This window comes from Oceanicella sp. SM1341 (genome assembly GCF_003448965.1).
Classification (GTDB): Bacteria; Pseudomonadota; Alphaproteobacteria; order Rhodobacterales; family Rhodobacteraceae; genus Paroceanicella.
Map to the genome: position 1 here is coordinate 360,450 of NZ_QRGC01000002.1, position 14,555 is coordinate 375,004.

The 14,555-nt window shown below is 70.8% G+C and carries 15 protein-coding genes; 4 read left to right on the forward strand and 11 right to left on the reverse strand.

The annotated features are described in order from the left end of the window. Positions 1-41: 41 nt before the first annotated feature. A complete protein-coding gene (locus D3P35_RS03580; protein WP_118133075.1) occupies positions 42-941 on the reverse strand; it encodes a LysR family transcriptional regulator in 900 nt (299 codons plus the stop codon). A gap of 120 nt (positions 942-1,061) precedes the next feature. Here D3P35_RS03580 and metE point away from each other — a divergent pair, with 120 nt between their 5' ends. After that, the gene (gene metE, locus D3P35_RS03585; protein WP_118133076.1) at positions 1,062-3,305 is read left to right on the forward strand and encodes a 5-methyltetrahydropteroyltriglutamate--homocysteine S-methyltransferase; all 2,244 of its coding nucleotides are present in this window, start codon (positions 1,062-1,064) and stop codon (positions 3,303-3,305) included. Between the two features lie 379 nt (positions 3,306-3,684). Here metE and D3P35_RS03590 read toward each other — a convergent pair whose 3' ends face one another. The 3 genes from D3P35_RS03590 to D3P35_RS26960 are packed head-to-tail and all read right to left on the reverse strand — an operon-like array spanning position 3,685 to position 6,276. Then, complete coding sequence (locus D3P35_RS03590; protein ID WP_157982019.1) at positions 3,685-5,445, reverse strand: sensor histidine kinase; 1,761 nt, start codon at positions 5,443-5,445, stop codon at positions 3,685-3,687. After that, a complete protein-coding gene (locus D3P35_RS03595) occupies positions 5,442-5,993 on the reverse strand; it encodes an RNA polymerase sigma factor (RefSeq protein WP_118133078.1) in 552 nt (183 codons plus the stop codon). Before D3P35_RS03595 ends, D3P35_RS03590 begins: the two co-directional genes overlap by 4 nt. Further along, entirely contained in the window at positions 5,983-6,276 is a 294-nt protein-coding gene (locus D3P35_RS26960; RefSeq protein WP_370029987.1) for a NepR family anti-sigma factor, read from the reverse strand. The genes D3P35_RS03595 and D3P35_RS26960 overlap by 11 nt, the downstream gene beginning before the upstream one ends. On the opposite strand from D3P35_RS26960, the gene D3P35_RS03605 reads away from it, so the two are divergent. Next, on the forward strand, positions 6,275-7,093 hold the full coding sequence (locus tag D3P35_RS03605; protein WP_118133080.1) for a response regulator: 819 nt from the start codon (positions 6,275-6,277) through the stop codon (positions 7,091-7,093). The genes D3P35_RS26960 and D3P35_RS03605 overlap by 2 nt on opposite strands. Before the next feature lie 69 nt (positions 7,094-7,162). Here the strand turns inward: D3P35_RS03605 and D3P35_RS03610 are convergent, their stop codons facing one another. Beyond that, positions 7,163-7,666, reverse strand: a complete 504-nt coding sequence (locus tag D3P35_RS03610) for a Dps family protein (protein ID WP_118133081.1) — start codon at positions 7,664-7,666, stop codon at positions 7,163-7,165. 196 nt (positions 7,667-7,862) lie between these two features. After that, a complete protein-coding gene (locus tag D3P35_RS03615; protein WP_118133082.1) occupies positions 7,863-8,039 on the reverse strand; it encodes a DUF1328 domain-containing protein in 177 nt (58 codons plus the stop codon). Positions 8,040-8,393: 354 nt separating this feature from the next. Between D3P35_RS03615 and D3P35_RS03620 the strand changes: the two genes are divergently transcribed. After that, the gene (locus D3P35_RS03620; protein ID WP_157982020.1) at positions 8,394-8,741 is read left to right on the forward strand and encodes a DUF883 C-terminal domain-containing protein; all 348 of its coding nucleotides are present in this window, start codon (positions 8,394-8,396) and stop codon (positions 8,739-8,741) included. A gap of 9 nt (positions 8,742-8,750) precedes the next feature. Continuing rightward, positions 8,751-9,095, forward strand: coding sequence for a hypothetical protein (locus D3P35_RS03625; protein ID WP_118133084.1), 345 nt, complete (start codon positions 8,751-8,753; stop codon positions 9,093-9,095). A 116-nt stretch (positions 9,096-9,211) separates the two neighbouring features. Here D3P35_RS03625 and xylB read toward each other — a convergent pair whose 3' ends face one another. The 5 genes from xylB to D3P35_RS03650 are packed head-to-tail and all read right to left on the reverse strand — an operon-like array spanning position 9,212 to position 14,551. Then, a complete protein-coding gene (gene xylB, locus D3P35_RS03630) occupies positions 9,212-10,654 on the reverse strand; it encodes a xylulokinase (RefSeq protein ID WP_118133155.1) in 1,443 nt (480 codons plus the stop codon). A 5-nt stretch (positions 10,655-10,659) separates the two neighbouring features. Continuing rightward, complete coding sequence (locus D3P35_RS03635) at positions 10,660-12,138, reverse strand: mannitol dehydrogenase family protein (protein WP_118133085.1); 1,479 nt, start codon at positions 12,136-12,138, stop codon at positions 10,660-10,662. Beyond that, positions 12,135-12,773 carry an HAD family phosphatase gene (locus D3P35_RS03640; RefSeq protein ID WP_198670451.1) on the reverse strand — a complete coding sequence of 213 codons (639 nt, stop codon included), beginning with the start codon at positions 12,771-12,773 and terminating at the stop codon, positions 12,135-12,137. Before D3P35_RS03640 ends, D3P35_RS03635 begins: the two co-directional genes overlap by 4 nt. Positions 12,774-12,776: 3 nt before the next feature. Further along, positions 12,777-13,550 carry an L-iditol 2-dehydrogenase gene (locus D3P35_RS03645; protein WP_118133086.1) on the reverse strand — a complete coding sequence of 258 codons (774 nt, stop codon included), beginning with the start codon at positions 13,548-13,550 and terminating at the stop codon, positions 12,777-12,779. After that, entirely contained in the window at positions 13,550-14,551 is a 1,002-nt protein-coding gene (locus D3P35_RS03650) for an ABC transporter ATP-binding protein (protein ID WP_118133087.1), read from the reverse strand. The genes D3P35_RS03645 and D3P35_RS03650 overlap by 1 nt, the downstream gene beginning before the upstream one ends. Positions 14,552-14,555 lie beyond the last annotated feature (4 nt).

Genomic DNA, 14,555 nt, shown 5'->3' on the forward strand with positions numbered 1-14,555 from the left:
CTGGCGTGGCTCTCGAGAAACGGCGCGCGGGCCGGCCGGGCTCAGTCCTCCCGGCCGCCCTTCCAGGCCCGCGCGGCCTCGATGAAATCGGCGAGATAGGCCCGCCCGGCCTCCTCGGTGCGGTGTGCGGCGAAGAGCGTGCGGTGCAGGCCCGCGGGCCCGAGCGAGCGGCGGGCGAGGTTGGTGTCCCGCGCGGCGGAGCGCAGCACCCAGTCGGGCAGCACCGAAATGCCCTTGCCGCTCGCCACCAGCAGCAGGATGACGGCCGTCAGCTCCACCGGGCGCAGCTCCGCCGGCTCCACCCCCGCGGGGCCGAGGAAGCCGGTGAACACGTCGAGCCGCCCGCGCTCCACCGGGTAGGTGATCAGCGTCTGGTCGCGGAAATCCTCCGGCTCGATCAACGGCTTGGTGGCCAGCGGGTGGCCCGGCGCGGCCACCAGCAGCCCCTCGTAGCCGAAGAGCGGCGCGAACATCACATCGCCCGTCTCCACCGGGTCCGACGAGATCACCAGGTCCACCAGCCCGCGCTGCAGCGCCGGAATGGCCTCGAAGCTCAGCCCGATGCGGATGTCGATCTCCACCTCCGGCCAGCGGGTGCGGAACCCCTCCAGCACCGGCAGCAGCCATTCGAAACAGGCGTGGCACTCGATGGCGATCAGCATCCGGCCGCTCTGCCCGCCGGCCATGCGCGAGAGATCCTCCTCCAGCGCCTCGACCTCCGGCAGCAGGCGCTGGGCCGCCTCCAGCACCTTCGCCCCCGCCGCGGTGAGGCGCAAGGGCCGCGAGTTGCGCATGTAGAGGTCGAGCCCCAGCAGCGCCTCCAACCCCTTGATCTGATGAGACAAAGCCGATTGCGTGACGCAGAGCGTGTCTGCCGCCCGGGCGAGGCTGCCCTTCTCGTGTATCGCGCGCAGCGAGCGCAGGTGCCGCAGGTCGATCATCCGGTGCTCCTGTCGATGTGAGCGGGTCTCATCTTGTCTATGAGAACAATGAAGTTGATTCAACTCTCCTCTCCGCCGACATACTGACCGCAAGACACGAGACACACCGGAGACCCCGCCATGCCCCTCACCCACACGCCCGGCGCGCCGCGCATCGGCACCGACCGCGCCCTGCCGCGCGCGCTGGACGCCTACCGGGCCGGCGAGATCGGCGCCGACGCGCTGGAGGAGATCGGCCGCGACATCCGCCGCAGCACCCGCGCCGCGCAGCGGGCGGCGGGGCTCTCCTTCGTCACGGTGGGGGATTTCTCCTTCTTCGACCATGTGCTCGACATGTCGGCCACGCTCGGCGCCGTGCCGGCGCGCTTCGGCGCGGCCCGGGCGGAAGTGAGCCTCGACACCCGCCTGCGCATGGCTCTGGGCGAGGCGCCCTCCGGCGCGCCGGCCCGGCCCTGCGCCCGGGCGCAATGGTTCGGCACCGCCTATCATTGCGTGCGGCCGGAGCTGGAGGAGGGCATGGCGCTGCGCCTGTCCTCCACCCGCCTGCTGGAGGAGGCGGCCGAGGCGCTGGCCGAGGGCCATCCGGTGAAGGCGGTGCTGCCCGGCCCGGTGACCTGGGCCTCGCTGGCCCGCGGCCCGGCGGCCGGACCCGGCTGGCTGCCGGCGGTGGCGGAGGTCTATGCCACGCTCATCGCCCGGCTGGCGGCGCTCGGCGTGGCCTGGGTGCAGCTCGACGAGCCGGTGCTCGCCACCGATCTCGCGCCGGAATGGCAGGCCGCCTTCGCGCCCGCCTATGCGCGGCTGGCGGGGCAGGGCGCGCGGCTGCTGCTCGCCGCCGGGCCCGGGCGGCTGGGCGAGAACCTCGCGCTGGCGCGGGACGTGCCGGTGGACGGGCTGCACCTCGATCTGCTGCGCGGCGGCGACGAGGCGGAGCGCCTCGCGGCGGACTGGCCGGCCCCGAAGGTGCTCTCCGCCGGGATCATCGACGGGCAGAATGTCTGGCGCTGCGACCCCGCCGCGGCGCTGGCCCGGCTCGCGCCGCTGGCGCGGGCGCTGGGCGCGCGGCTGTGGCTCGCGCCCACCTGCTCGCTCATGCACGTGCCGGCCGACCTCGCGGCGGAGCAGGGGCTCGACCCCGCGCTCGCGCCCCGGCTGGCCTTCGCCCGCCAGAAGCTCGACGAGCTCACCCTGCTCGCCAGGGCGCTGGAGACCGGCCAGGCCCCCGCCCCGGCGCCGCGCCCCGCCACGCCCGACCCCGCGGTGCGCGCGGCCCTCGCCGCCGTCACGCCCGCCATGGGCCGCCGCGCAAGCCCGCACCCGCAGCGCGCCGCCCTGCAGCGCGCCCGGCTGAAGCTGCCGCCGCTGCCGGTCACCACCCTCGGCGCCTTCCCGAAGACCGGCGAGATCCGCGCCGCCCATGCGGAGCATGCGCGCGGCGAGATCGACGAGGCCGGCTTCCTGCGCCGCCTCGGTGCCGCGACGAAGGAGATCGTTGCCCGGCAGGAAGAGCTCGGGCTCGATGTGCTGGTGCATGGCGCGGCCGAGCGTGACGACCCGGAAGGCTGGTTCGCCGGGCAGCTGCGCGGCTTCGCCCTCACCGGCCACGGCTGGGTGCAGAGCTTCGGCGCGGAGTGCGTGCGCCCGCCGATCCTGCACGGCGACGTGAGCCGCCCGCGCGCCATGACGGTGGACTGGACGGTCTACGCCCAGTCGCTCACCAGACGCCCGGTGAAGGGCCTGCTGCCCGGGCCGGTGACGCTGCTCAACCGCAGCTTCGTGCGCGAGGACCAGCCGCGGGCCGAGACCTGTGCCCAGCTCGCGCTCGCGCTGCGCGCCGAGGTGAGCGACCTCGAGACCGTCGGCATCCGCATCCTCCAGCTCGACGAGGCGGGGCTGCACGAGGGCCTGCCCCCGCGCGCGGCGGAGCGGGAAGAGTACCTGGCCATGGCCGCCGCCGCCTTCCGCCTCGCCACCGCGGTGGTGGGCGACGCGACACAGATCCACGCGCATGTCTGCCTGCCCGAGGCGGCGGCACTGCCCGATGCACTCTCGGAGTTGGACGCCGACGTGCTGAGCCTCGCCACGCCTGACGGCCCTGCCTGCGTCTCGGCGCTGCGCGACTGGCCGAACGACATTGCCGCCGGGGCCTGGAATGTCGGCGCGCCGGGGGTGCCGGAGGCCGGCAACATCGCCACCCGGCTGCGCGCGGTGGCGGAGCAGGTGCCGGCGGAGCGCCTCTGGCTCACGCCCGATCGCGGGCTCGCGGAGCGCGACTGGGACACGGTCGAACCCGCCCTGCGCAACATGGTGGCGGCGGCGCGGGCGCTGCGCGCGGAGCTCGGAGAGCTCTCCGCCGCCTCCTGAGCGCTGCGAGATCCGGGCTCTCCCCATATCCCACCCCCTCGGAAAGCCCGGTGCAACGCCGTCGGCCCCCCGGCCGGCGGCGTTGCCTGTCTGCGGGCCGGGACCGCGGAGCCCCGGCATGTCGCCGATGCCGCCGCGCGCGGAGGCAGCCCCCGGGCTGCAGCCATGAGGCCGGATCGGGCGGTTCCGGCTGTCGGGGCAAACCGGCGCCCTTGTCGCCGGGTGCCGCCGCCCGGCGCCGGCGCCCGGCCGCGGGCGCTGCCGGGGAGGCGCCTGCCAGAGCGCGGCCCGGGGCAGGGCAGGGCAGGGCGGGCCGGGGATGATCGTTCGGGATGGCGGCGAGGCCGCAGGGGGCCCGCGGCTGTTCTTCCGGCCGGCCTCAGCCGTTCGCCGCCTTGCGCGAGGAGGGGGCGAAGGGCGCGCGCAGGCCGAGGGGCTCGAGGTCGAAGGTCAGGCTGACGTGGAAGAAATCCTCCGTCGTGTCCTGGCGCAGGATGGCGTAGAGCTGGCCGGCGAAGCCCTCGATGAGATGCGAGCCCACGCCGGTGCTCTGGGCCAGCGGCTCCACGCCCGTATCGGCGCTCATGGAGTTGGAGACCCGCAGGGTCACCCGGCCGTCCTCGATCTCGCGCAGGCTCACCTTCAGCGTGCCGCCGTTCGCGCCCAGCCCGTGCTTGATGGCATTGGTCACCGTCTCGCTCACGAAGAGGGTGACGGGCACCGCCTGGTCCGGGGTGAGCTCGATGGGCGCGATGTCGAGCACGGTCTGCACCTTGCCGGAGGTGTCGACCGCGGCACTGACGAGGTTTTCCACGATGTCCGAGAGCACCGTGTCGGCCCGGATGGAGACGAAGTCGGCCGAGGTGTAGAGCCGCGCATGCACCGACGCGAGGCTCGATACCCGTTCCTGCAGGCGCTTGAGGGCATTGCGCACGTCGTCCGAGCGGGAGTGGCGCACCTGCATGTTCATGATGCTCACGATGAGCTGGAGGTTGTTCTTCACCCGGTGATTGATCTCGCGCAGCAGGATGGTCTTCTCCTCCAGCGCGCGCTGCTGCTCGGTCTCGTCCTGGGTGATGGTGGAGGTGAGCGAGGCGAAGCGCGAGCCGAGCGAGCGGATCTCCTCCGGCGCGTCGCGCAGGATCAGCCCGTCGATGTTGCGCTTGCCGCCCTCGAACTCCGACATCATCCGCACCAGCCGGGTGACGTGGCGGATCACCAGCCGGTGCATCGCCATGTAGGACACGGCGAGGCCGACGAGCCACATGAACACCGGCACGAGCAGGGCGCGGAACACGTCGGCGAAGGCGGTGGGGCGTCCGCTGGCGGTGCTCCAGGTGGCGACGGCGTAGATGTCTCCCTCAAGCACGCTGGCCACCGCGAAGGTGGCCATCCGCCCGTCCTCGAGGGGGGCGACGAACGTCGATCCGCCGCCCTGCAGATGCGGCTTCAGCGCCCAGGCCGGTGGCAGCTCGATGCGCGATCTCTCCTCCTTGCGCCGGGCGACGATGTTTCCCTCGCCGTCGACCAGAACCATGTCGAAGACGTTCTCGCGGTCCTGTGCCAGGGCGCGCGCGGTCACCACGCCGTAGGGGATGGAGATCATCTGGAAGCCGCGCACCGTGCCGCCCTCGCTCACCGGCTCGGTGATCTGCAGGATCTTCTGCTTGGAGATCGGCGCGTATTCCAGCACCCGGGCCATGGGGCGGGGGCGTTCGATCAGCCGGGTGAAGCGCTCGGAGTTCCTGAGGTCGATCGGCGTGCCGGAGGAAACGCAGTTCATCATCCCGTCCAGCCCCATGAAGCCGGCGAAGGTGTAGGTGGGCGACCGGGAGGCGAACTGCTCGAGCGTATCGCTGCACAGCTCGGTATCCGGCCCCGAGTGGAGCGCAGCGGTGCCGAGCGCGCGCGCCACGCCGCGCGCGGTGTCGATGATCGCGCTCTCGACCCCCGCGGCATGGATCGTCTCGCCCAGCAACGCCGCGGCCTGGAGCTTGCGCCCCTCCTCCACCGAGTTCAGCGCCTGCAGCACCGCGATGATGCCGATCGGGAACACGGCGATGGTGAGCAGAAGGGCTATCTGCTTGTAAAGGCTGGCATTCCGGATCCGGGAAAACTGCCTCGGCCAGCCAAGTCTCATGAGAGGGTGGATGCTGAGAGAACGGCAAGCGTGGAAGCATCTGCCGCCCCGATCTCCTCGGCGGACATCTCCATGATCTGTGCGAGCTTGGTGCGCCCGCGGTTCACCCGGCTCTTCATCGTGCCCACCGCGCAGTCGCAGATGCGCGCGGCCTCCTCGTAGGAGAAGCCGGAGGCACCGACGAGGATCAGCGCCTCGCGCTGGTCGTCCGGCAGGGTCGAGAAGGCCTTCTTGAAGTCATTGAACTCCATGGCGGAATCCTGCGACGGCTTCTGCATCAGCTTGCCGGAAAACACGCCGTCCACGTCCTGGACCTCGCGCTTGCCCTTGCGCATGTTCGAATAGAACGTGTTGCGCAGGATGATGAACAGCCAGGCACGCAGGTTGGTGCCTTCCTTGAACTTGTCGAAGTTCGTCCATGCCTTCACGATGGTGTCCTGCACCAGATCGTCCGCGGCCGAATGGTCGCGGGTGAGTGATCGCGCGAAGGCCCGCATGGACGGGATCAGCGTGACAAGCTCTTCGCGGGGATTGAGCTTATCGGTCATTTTCGGAATTTCCCTTGGGTTCGCCCGTCTTGAGCTGGGCGAGCAGGTCGGCAAAGCGATCGGGGAGAGCCTCGGAAACCGTTTCGTTGTAGACCTTACGCAAGTTCTCCTCGATTTGCCGGTTGATCGCTTCCCGTTTCGGATCAGCGGCAGACAGATCTTTCCGCACCATTTCGAACCCTAACTTTTTTGCGCAGCGCAGTCGCTCGTTGGGAACCAAACGCGCCGGAGTTGCGTTGGTTCCCGCAATGAGCCCAAAAAATCCTGAGAGGACCTCGTTCATGCCCCAGGCCCAGACCGCCACCGATCTGTCTTCAACCATCGCGGCGGAATTGCCTTATCTCCGTCGCTACGCAAGGGCCCTCACCGGCACGCAGGCGCGCGGAGACGGGTATGCCGCAGCCACGCTCGAGACACTGATCGCAAACCGTGAAAGTTTCGATCTCTCGCTCGCGCCGCGCGTCGCCCTCTTCAAGGTATTCCACTCGATCTGGAGCACCACGGGCGCTGCCATCGAGGAGCCCGCCGATGACATCGACCCGCTCGAGCGCGTGGCGCAGCAGCGTCTCGCCGATCTCACCCCCCACACCCGCGAGGCCGTTCTGCTGAGCGCGCTGGAAGGCTTCGGCACCTCCGAGATCGCCGCCGTGATGGACGTCTCCGAGGCCGAGGCCGCCAATCTCGTGCGCATCGGCGAGGAGGAGGTGAAGAGCCGGCTCAACGGGCGCATCCTCATCATCGAGGACGAGCCGATCATCGCGATGGACATCCGCTCCATCGTCAGCTCGATGGACCACGAGTGCGTCGGCATCGCCCGTACCCGCGACGAGGCGGTGAAGATGTACTCGGAGAACGACGTCGACCTGGTGCTGGCCGACATCCAGCTCGCCGACGGTTCCTCCGGCATCGATGCGGCGCATGACATCCTCAGCGTCAACTCGGCCACCCCGATCATCTTCATCACCGCCTTCCCGGAGCGCCTGCTCACCGGCGAGCGGCCGGAGCCGACCTTCCTCATCTCCAAGCCCTTCAAGGAGGAGCAGGTGCGCGCCGCCGTGAGCCAGGCGCTGTTCTTCTCCTCCACCGCGCGGATGAGCTGAACTCTCCGCAGCGCTGCCACGAAAAAGCCCCCCGACCTTGCGGGTCGGGGGGCTTTCCGTTGTCCGGGGTCAGGAGCCGTCTGTCATCGCCCGAAGCATCCATGCCGCCTTCTCGTGCACCGAGGAGCGGGCGATGGCGAGATCGCCGGTCACGTCGTCGTCATGCTCCTCCGCGGTGCGGATGAGCTGGTGCAGCCGCTTCGCGAGATGCTCGTGGTCCTTGCGCAGGTCGTCGATCATCTCGCCGGCGCTTGGCGTGCCGTCGAGGTCCGAGATCGCGGAATCGCGCACGATGTCGCCGAAGCGCATCGGGGCCACCTGGCCCAGGGCGCGGATGCGCTCGGCTAGCACGTCGGCCGCCTCGAACAGGTCCTGGTACTGTTCCTCGGTCAGGTGATGCACCGAGTAGAACAGCGGCCCGGTCACGTTCCAGTGGTAGGTATGGGTCTTGAACAGCAGGCGGTAGGTATCCGCCAGCACTTCCTCGAGGCCCGAGGCCACCTTGGCGCGGTTCTTAACGCCGGTGTCGACCTTGCGGGTTGCGGAGGGAGTCGCCTTGAGGGGAGAAGCCATTTTCCTTGCCTTTCATCCGATGGTTGGGGCGCGGCGCAGGCCCCGGAGAGCCGGGGACCTGCGGTTCGCGCTCAGGCCGTGCGGGCCGTGGCAGCGGCCGCGCGCACGGGTGGTCGCGAATGCGGGCGGCACCCCTGGCAAGCGGGGCATCGTCCGTGTTGCGGGGAAGCCGGGCGAGCCGCCCGGCCGTCCCGGATCACATCCGCGGCGGCTGGCCCCGAACGGCGCGCGCGATAAGCGCGATCACGAACAGAACCAGGAACACGAAGAACAGGATCTGCGCGATACCTGCGGAAGCCGATGCAATGCCGCCAAAACCGAATACGGCCGCGACAAGTGCCACGATCAGGAAGACAACAGCCCAGTACAGCATCTTTTCAACTCCTGTAATTTCATGACATGCTAACGTCAGCAGTGCCCGGAAGGTTCCGGCCGCCCGGAAGGAACCTGCCCGTGCCCATGCCCATGCCCGTGCCCGTGCCCATGCCCGCCGACAGGCGCAGCAGAAGCGGCGCGCCGCAGATCGGAGAGAGATCGGAGGTGCGTACGCGCGCGCGCAGGCGCGCGCAGGCGCCGGTCTCTCGGGGGCCCCGGACAGACCTGCGGCGAACGGGCGTGAAGATGGGTTAATTTTTGCCGGCAGCCGGGAACGTTCGCGGCCGGCCGGCGTTTGATGACTGATACTCCGCCGCTGAGGCGCCGAACCCGCACACCAAGGAGAGTTCCCATGGCTCAGACTGCTTCGAAACTGCCCACCGCCATTGACGATGCCCGGACGGAGGCCACCTCCGAGCAGCTTTCCCTGCAGATCGACTCGCTCAAGGCCGACATGGCGGACATCGCCGCCACCCTGAAGGCCCTGGGAGTGCAGCGCGTCGACAACGCGACCGACGCCGCCCGCGCCCGCGCCGAGGCTGCCGCCGCCGCCGGCCGCGATGCCGCACACGAGGCCCGGCTCGCCGCCGAGCGCCTGGGCGAGAACATGTCCACCTCGATCAAGGACCGTCCCTTCACCGCCATCGCCATCGCCGCCGGCGTTGGGCTGGCCGTCGGCTTCCTCTCGGGCCGCAAGTAAGGCAGGGGCGTGCTCGCGCGGATCATCTCCGATGTCGAACTGGCCGCCGTGCGCCTGGGGCGCACGGCGTGCTGGGGCGTTCTGGCCGGGTTCGCGCTGGTGGCGGGGCTCGCCTTCCTCACTGCCGGTGTCTGGTCGCTGATCGCGGCCGAGCGCGGCAGCGCGGAGGCCTCCCTGTTCGTGGGCGGTGGCTTCGTGGTGCTCTCGGCGCTGATGCTGATGGTGATGCGGCGCATCGCCCGCCGCCGACGTCTTGCCGCCATGGCGGCCCGGGCGCGCAACGGCGCGGATGCCGCCACGCTGGCCGAGACCTTCCTCGTCGCGATGGAGACCGGCCGCGCCATGCGCCGCTGAGGCGCGGGGCCTCACGAGACACGAAAGGGCCGCTTCCCGGGGGAGGCGGCCCTTTGCTTTTGCGGGCTCGGTGTGCGCTGCCCCGAGGCCCTAGGCGTGAGCCTTTCCAGATCCGCTCAGGCGTGCGCGACGCCCGGATAGGCGGCGCGGTAGCGGGCGAGCCGCTCGGGCCAGTCGGTGCCGGCGCGCGGGGTGATCTCGCGCTCCGGGGCGGGGCGGGTCATCACCTCGGCCGGGCTGGTGCCGGTGGCGCAGATGGCGAGGCGGGCCGCCCCGATGGCCGCGCCGAAATCGCCCTTGCCGGGCAGGGCGATGGTGACCTGGCCCGCGTCGGCGATGGCCTGCAGCCAGTAGTCGGAGCGCGCGCCGCCGCCCACGGCATAGAGCAGCGCGGGCTCGGTGCCGCTTTCCTTCAGCGCGTCGAGGCAATCGGCCAGCGAGGCCGCCACCCCGCCCAGCACCGCGCGGGCCAGCGCGCCGGTGTCGGTGCTGCGCGAGAGGCCGGTGAAGGCGCCGCGCGCGCCGGGATCGTTGTGCGGCGTGCGCTCGCCGGAGAGATAGGGCAGGAACAGCGGGTCCGCCTCCGAGCAGGGCTGCACGGCGGCGAGCTCGGCGAGGCGCGCGGCACTCTGCCCGGTGATCTCGGAGAGCCAGTTGAGGCTGTCGGTGGCCGAGAGGGTGACGCCCATCTGGTGCCAGGTGCCCGGCACCGCGTGGCAGAAGGTGTGCACCGCGCGGCCGGGGTTTGCCGCAGGCCCGGCGGTGGCGACGAACACCACCCCGGATGTGCCGAGCGAGAGAAACCCGGTGCCCGGCGCCACCGCGCCCACGCCGCAGGCCGAGGCGGCGTTGTCCCCGCCGCCGCCCGCGATCACCGGTGCTGCGCCGGTGATGCCCCAGCGCGCGCAGAGCTCGCGCCGCAGCGCGCCGCCGGGGGCGCTGCCCTCCACCAGCCGGGGCATCTGCGCCTCCGCAAGCCCCGTGGCCTCCAGCAGCGCGGGCGACCAGCGCCGCCCCGCGAGGTCGAGCCACAGGGTGCCGGCACTGTCCGAGAGGTCGGAGACATGCTCGCCCGAGAGCTTCAGGCGCAGGTAGTCCTTGGGCAGCAGCACCTTCGCCACCCGGGCGAAGATCTCCGGCTCATGGGCCCGCACCCATTCGAGCTTGGGCGCGGTGAAGCCCGGCATCACGATGTTGCCGCCGATGCCGCGGAAATCGGCCCGCTCCTCCAGTGCCGCGCATTCCGCCGCCGAGCGGCCGTCGTTCCACAGGATGGCCGGGCGCAGCACGGCATCGGAGGCGTCGAGCAGGGTGGCGCCGTGCATCTGGCCGGAGAGGCCGATGGCCGAGAGCGCCGCCATCTCGGCCGGGAAGCGGGTGGCGAGGGCGTCGAGCGTCTCCTCCGCCGCGCGCCACCAGGCCTCGGGGTCCTGCTCGGACCAGCCGGGATGCGGGCGCGAGACCTCGAGCGCCGCATGCGCGTCGCCGATCACCCGCTGCGCCTCGTCCACGAGGACGGTCTTCACCCCCGAGGTGCCGAGGTCGATGCCCGCAAACACGCTCATCAGAACGGCTTTCCGGCGATGTAGTCTTCCAGCGTCGCGGTGACGCCGCGTGCCCAGAGGCTGGTGAGGGCGGCGGCGAAGGCGGTGCGGAAGCCCTCGTTCGTGCCCACGTCGCCGAAGATCTCGGTCATCGCGAGGAATGCGAGCGGGTCGTCCTTCGCCGCGCGGCCGTGGGCGGTGAGGCGCCCGGCGTTGGGGTCGTCCAGCGTGATGGGCTTGCCGCTCTCGCTCTCGCCGTAGCAGTAGCGGGCCCAGAGCGCGCTCTCCAGCGCGAGGCCGGTCACCGGGGCGCCCTGCGCCAGCCGGTCCCGCGTGGAGGGCAGGATGAACTTCGGCTGGCGGTTCGAGCCGTCCTGGCACAGGCGGGGGATGGTGTCGCCCACGTCGGGGTTGGCGAAGCGCCCCTCGATGAGGGTGAGGTAATCGCCCAGGTCCTGGCCCGGCACGGGGGGCACGATGGGGATGATCTCGTCGCGCTCGAGCTTGAGCAGGAAGCCGCGCACCAGCGGGTGTTCCATCGCCTCGTGCACGAAATGGATGTCCATCAGCGCCGCGGGGTAGGCGATGATCGCGTGGCCGCCGTTGAGGATGCGGATCTTCATCAGCTCGAAGGCCGAGACATCGGAGGTGAAGGTGACACCCACTTCCTCGAAGGCCGGGCGCCCTTCGGGGAAATGATCCTCCAGCACCCATTGCCGGAAGGGCTCGCAGAACACCGGCCAGCCGTCCTCCACGCCGAAATTGGCCTTCAGCGCCTCGCGCTCGCGGCTGCCGGTGGCGGGGGTGATGCGGTCGACCATGCCGTCGGGGAAGGCGACATTGGTGCGGATCCACGCGGCGAAGGCGGGGTCGGAGAGCTCGGCGAGGCCGGCGACCGCATTTTTCGCCACGTGGCCGTTGCCGGGGATGTTGTCGCAGGACATCACGGTGAAGGGCGGCAGGCCGGCGGCCCTTCGCGCCTTCAGTGCCGCCACGATGGCGCCGAACACGCTCATCGGCGTGTCGGGGTTCTGCGCGTCATGCGCGATCTCGGGGTGCTCGGGGTCGAAGGCCTGGGTGGCGGGGTTGATGCAGTAGCCGCCCTCGGTGACGGTGAGCGAGACGATGCGGATCTCGGGCGCCGCCATCCGGGCGATGAGCGCGCGGTTCTCGCGCTCCACCTCGACGAAATCGATCATCGCGCCGGTGACCCGGGCACGGTTGTTGCCCGGCTCCAGCTCGACCACGGTGGTGAGCCAGTCCTGCGCGCCGAGGGTCTCGCGCATCTTCGCGTCATTGGGGCGCACGCCGGCGCCGACGAGGCCGAAATCCCGGCTCAGGCCCTTGTTGAACAGGTCGTCGAGGTAGACCGCCTGGTGGGCGCGGTGGAAGTTGCCGGTGCCCACGTGCACGATGCCCGGCGCGAGGTCGGCGCGGGCATAGGCGGGGCGGGCGATGCCTTCGGGCAGCGCGTCCAGCGTGGCGAGAGAGAGTTTCATGCAGCGATCCTTTCACGGATGGCGGAGGCGAGCTCGTCTGTCGTGGCGATGGCCACCGCGCCGGCCGGGGCCTCCAGCGGCGTCTGCGGCCAGAACATCGTGGTCATGCCCGCGGCGATGCCGGCGGCCGCCCCGGTGAGGCTGTCCTCCACGGCGATGCAGTCGGCAGGCTCGGCGCCCGCCAGCCAGGCGGCGCGCAGGTAGGGCTCGGGGTCGGGCTTGCCGCGGCGCACGTCGTTGCGGCTCACGGTGAGCAGGCCGGGGCGGGTGAGGCCCACGGCGTCGAGGTTCACCCCCACCACCATGCGGTCGGAGTTCGACACCACGGCCTGGGTCACGCCCTCGTCGCGCAGGGCGGCGAAAAGCTCGAGCGCGCCGGGGCGGCCCTTCAGCCCGGGCACCAGGCTCATGTAGGTCTTGTATTTCAGCGCCAGCCACTCGGGCAGCGCCAGCGGCAGGCCCAGCTCGGCCACCGCCCAGGCGTGCACCGAGCGCGCGTCCATGCCCACCACGTGGTCATGCAGGTCGGCGGGCGCGTCGAGCCCGCAATCGTCCAGCGCGTTCAGCAGTGCCGCTTCGTGCATCGGCTCGCTGTCCACCAGCGTGCCGTCCATATCCCAGAAAATCGCTTTCATGCTTCAGCTCATCCAGTTGCCGCCATCGACGTTGTACGTCTGGGCAACGATATAGTCCGCCTCCCGCGACGCGAGGAAGACAGCCATGCCGGTGAGGTCTTCCGCCGTGCCCATGCGCCCGTACGGCACCGCGGCGCCGACACGGGCCTTCTTCTCGCCCGGCGCCAGGCCCTCGTATTTCGCGAAGAAGGCATCCACCCCGTCCCAGTGCTCGCCGTCGACCACGCCGGGGGCGATGGCGTTCACGTTGATGCCGTGGCGGATGAGGTCGAGCCCGGTGGACTGGGTGAGCGAGATCACCGCCGCCTTGGTGGCGCAGTAGAGCGCCACCAGCGGCTCGCCCCGGCGGCCGGCCTGGCTGGCCATGTTGATGATGCGCCCGCCGCGGCCCTGCGCGATCATGACCTTCGCCGCCGCCTGCAGGGTGAAGAGCGTGCCGGCGAGGTTCACCGCCATCAGCCGCTCGCAGGCGCCGCGCTCGATCTCCACCGTGGGGGAGGCGTGGAAGAGGGCTGCGTTGTTGACCAGGATGTCGAGCCCGCCGGCGGTGGCGGTGACCTCCTCCATCGCCGCGTCGATGCTCTCCTGCCGGGTGACGTCGAGATGCACCGCGTAAGCCTGCGGGCCGATCCCCGCGGCGGTGGCGCGGGCGCGCTCGAGGTCGATGTCCCCGATCGCCACCCGCGCGCCCTCGCGCACATAGGCGGCCGCGAAGGCCGCGCCGATGCCGCGCGCCGCCCCGGTGATGAGCGCCGACCTGCCTTCGAGGCGTTGCATCACAGCGCCTGGCCGTCGGGCCCGAAGAGATAGGTGCGCGCGGGGTCGGGGGTGAGGAACACCGTGTCGCCGTGGCTCACCTCCACGTTGCCCGGCACGCGGGTGGTGAGCGGGGCCTCGATGCCCTGCACATGCACGTGCAGGAAGGTGTCGGAGCCCAGGTGCTCGGCCACGCCCACGCGGCCCTGCCACTCGCCCTCGGTCTTGGACAGGGTGAGGTGCTCGGGGCGGATGCCCATGGTGGTGGCGCCGCGGCTGCGGGCGGCCTCGCCCTCCACCAGGTTCATCTTCGGCGAGCCGATGAAACCGGCCACGAACAGGTTCGCCGGCTTGTGGTAGAGGTCGAGCGGCGAGCCCACCTGCTCGATGCGCCCCGCGTTCAGCACCACGATCTTGTCGGCCATGGTCATCGCCTCGATCTGGTCGTGGGTCACGTAGATCGAGGTGGTGCCGAGGCTCTTCTGCAGCTCGGAGATCTCGAGGCGCATGTTCACGCGCAGCGCCGCGTCGAGGTTGGAGAGCGGCTCGTCGAACAGGAAGGCCGAGGGCTCGCGCACGATGGCCCGGCCGATGGCCACGCGCTGGCGCTGCCCGCCCGAGAGCTGGCCCGGCCGGCGGTCGAGGTAGTCGGTGAGGTTGAGGATGCCGGCGGCACCCTCCACCTTCTCCTTGATCTTCGCGGGGTCCATGCCGGCCATCTTCAGCGGGAAGGCGATGTTCTTGTAGACCGACATGTGCGGGTAGAGCGCGTAGCTCTGGAACACCATCGACAGCTTGCGCCGCGCCGGCGGCATGCCGGTGGCGTCCTGCCCGTCGATGAGGATGCGGCCGGAGGTGACGTCCTCCAGCCCCGCGATCAGCCGCAGCAGGGTGGACTTGCCGCAGCCCGAGGGCCCGACGAAGACGACGAATTCGCCGTCGTTGATCTCGAGGTCGACGCCCGGGATGACCTTGACGCCCCCGAAGCTCTTGGTGACCGCCTCAAGCGTGATGCTACCCATTCTT

Bases quoted from the DNA above. Each gene is read 5' to 3' on its own strand.
- D3P35_RS03580 (WP_118133075.1), bottom strand. From the start codon at position 941: ATGATCGACCTGCGGCACCTGCGCTCGCTGCGCGCGATACACGAGAAG.
- metE (WP_118133076.1), top strand. From the start codon at position 1,062: ATGCCCCTCACCCACACGCCCGGCGCGCCGCGCATCGGCACCGACCGC.
- D3P35_RS03590 (WP_157982019.1), bottom strand. From the start codon at position 5,445: ATGAGACTTGGCTGGCCGAGGCAGTTTTCCCGGATCCGGAATGCCAGC.
- D3P35_RS03595 (WP_118133078.1), bottom strand. From the start codon at position 5,993: ATGACCGATAAGCTCAATCCCCGCGAAGAGCTTGTCACGCTGATCCCG.
- D3P35_RS03605 (WP_118133080.1), top strand. From the start codon at position 6,275: ATGCCCCAGGCCCAGACCGCCACCGATCTGTCTTCAACCATCGCGGCG.
- D3P35_RS26960 (WP_370029987.1), bottom strand. From the start codon at position 6,276: ATGAACGAGGTCCTCTCAGGATTTTTTGGGCTCATTGCGGGAACCAAC.
- D3P35_RS03610 (WP_118133081.1), bottom strand. From the start codon at position 7,666: ATGGCTTCTCCCCTCAAGGCGACTCCCTCCGCAACCCGCAAGGTCGAC.
- D3P35_RS03615 (WP_118133082.1), bottom strand. From the start codon at position 8,039: ATGCTGTACTGGGCTGTTGTCTTCCTGATCGTGGCACTTGTCGCGGCC.
- D3P35_RS03620 (WP_157982020.1), top strand. From the start codon at position 8,394: ATGGCTCAGACTGCTTCGAAACTGCCCACCGCCATTGACGATGCCCGG.
- D3P35_RS03635 (WP_118133085.1), bottom strand. From the start codon at position 12,138: ATGAAACTCTCTCTCGCCACGCTGGACGCGCTGCCCGAAGGCATCGCC.
- D3P35_RS03640 (WP_198670451.1), bottom strand. From the start codon at position 12,773: ATGAAAGCGATTTTCTGGGATATGGACGGCACGCTGGTGGACAGCGAG.
- D3P35_RS03645 (WP_118133086.1), bottom strand. From the start codon at position 13,550: ATGCAACGCCTCGAAGGCAGGTCGGCGCTCATCACCGGGGCGGCGCGC.
- D3P35_RS03650 (WP_118133087.1), bottom strand. From the start codon at position 14,551: ATGGGTAGCATCACGCTTGAGGCGGTCACCAAGAGCTTCGGGGGCGTC.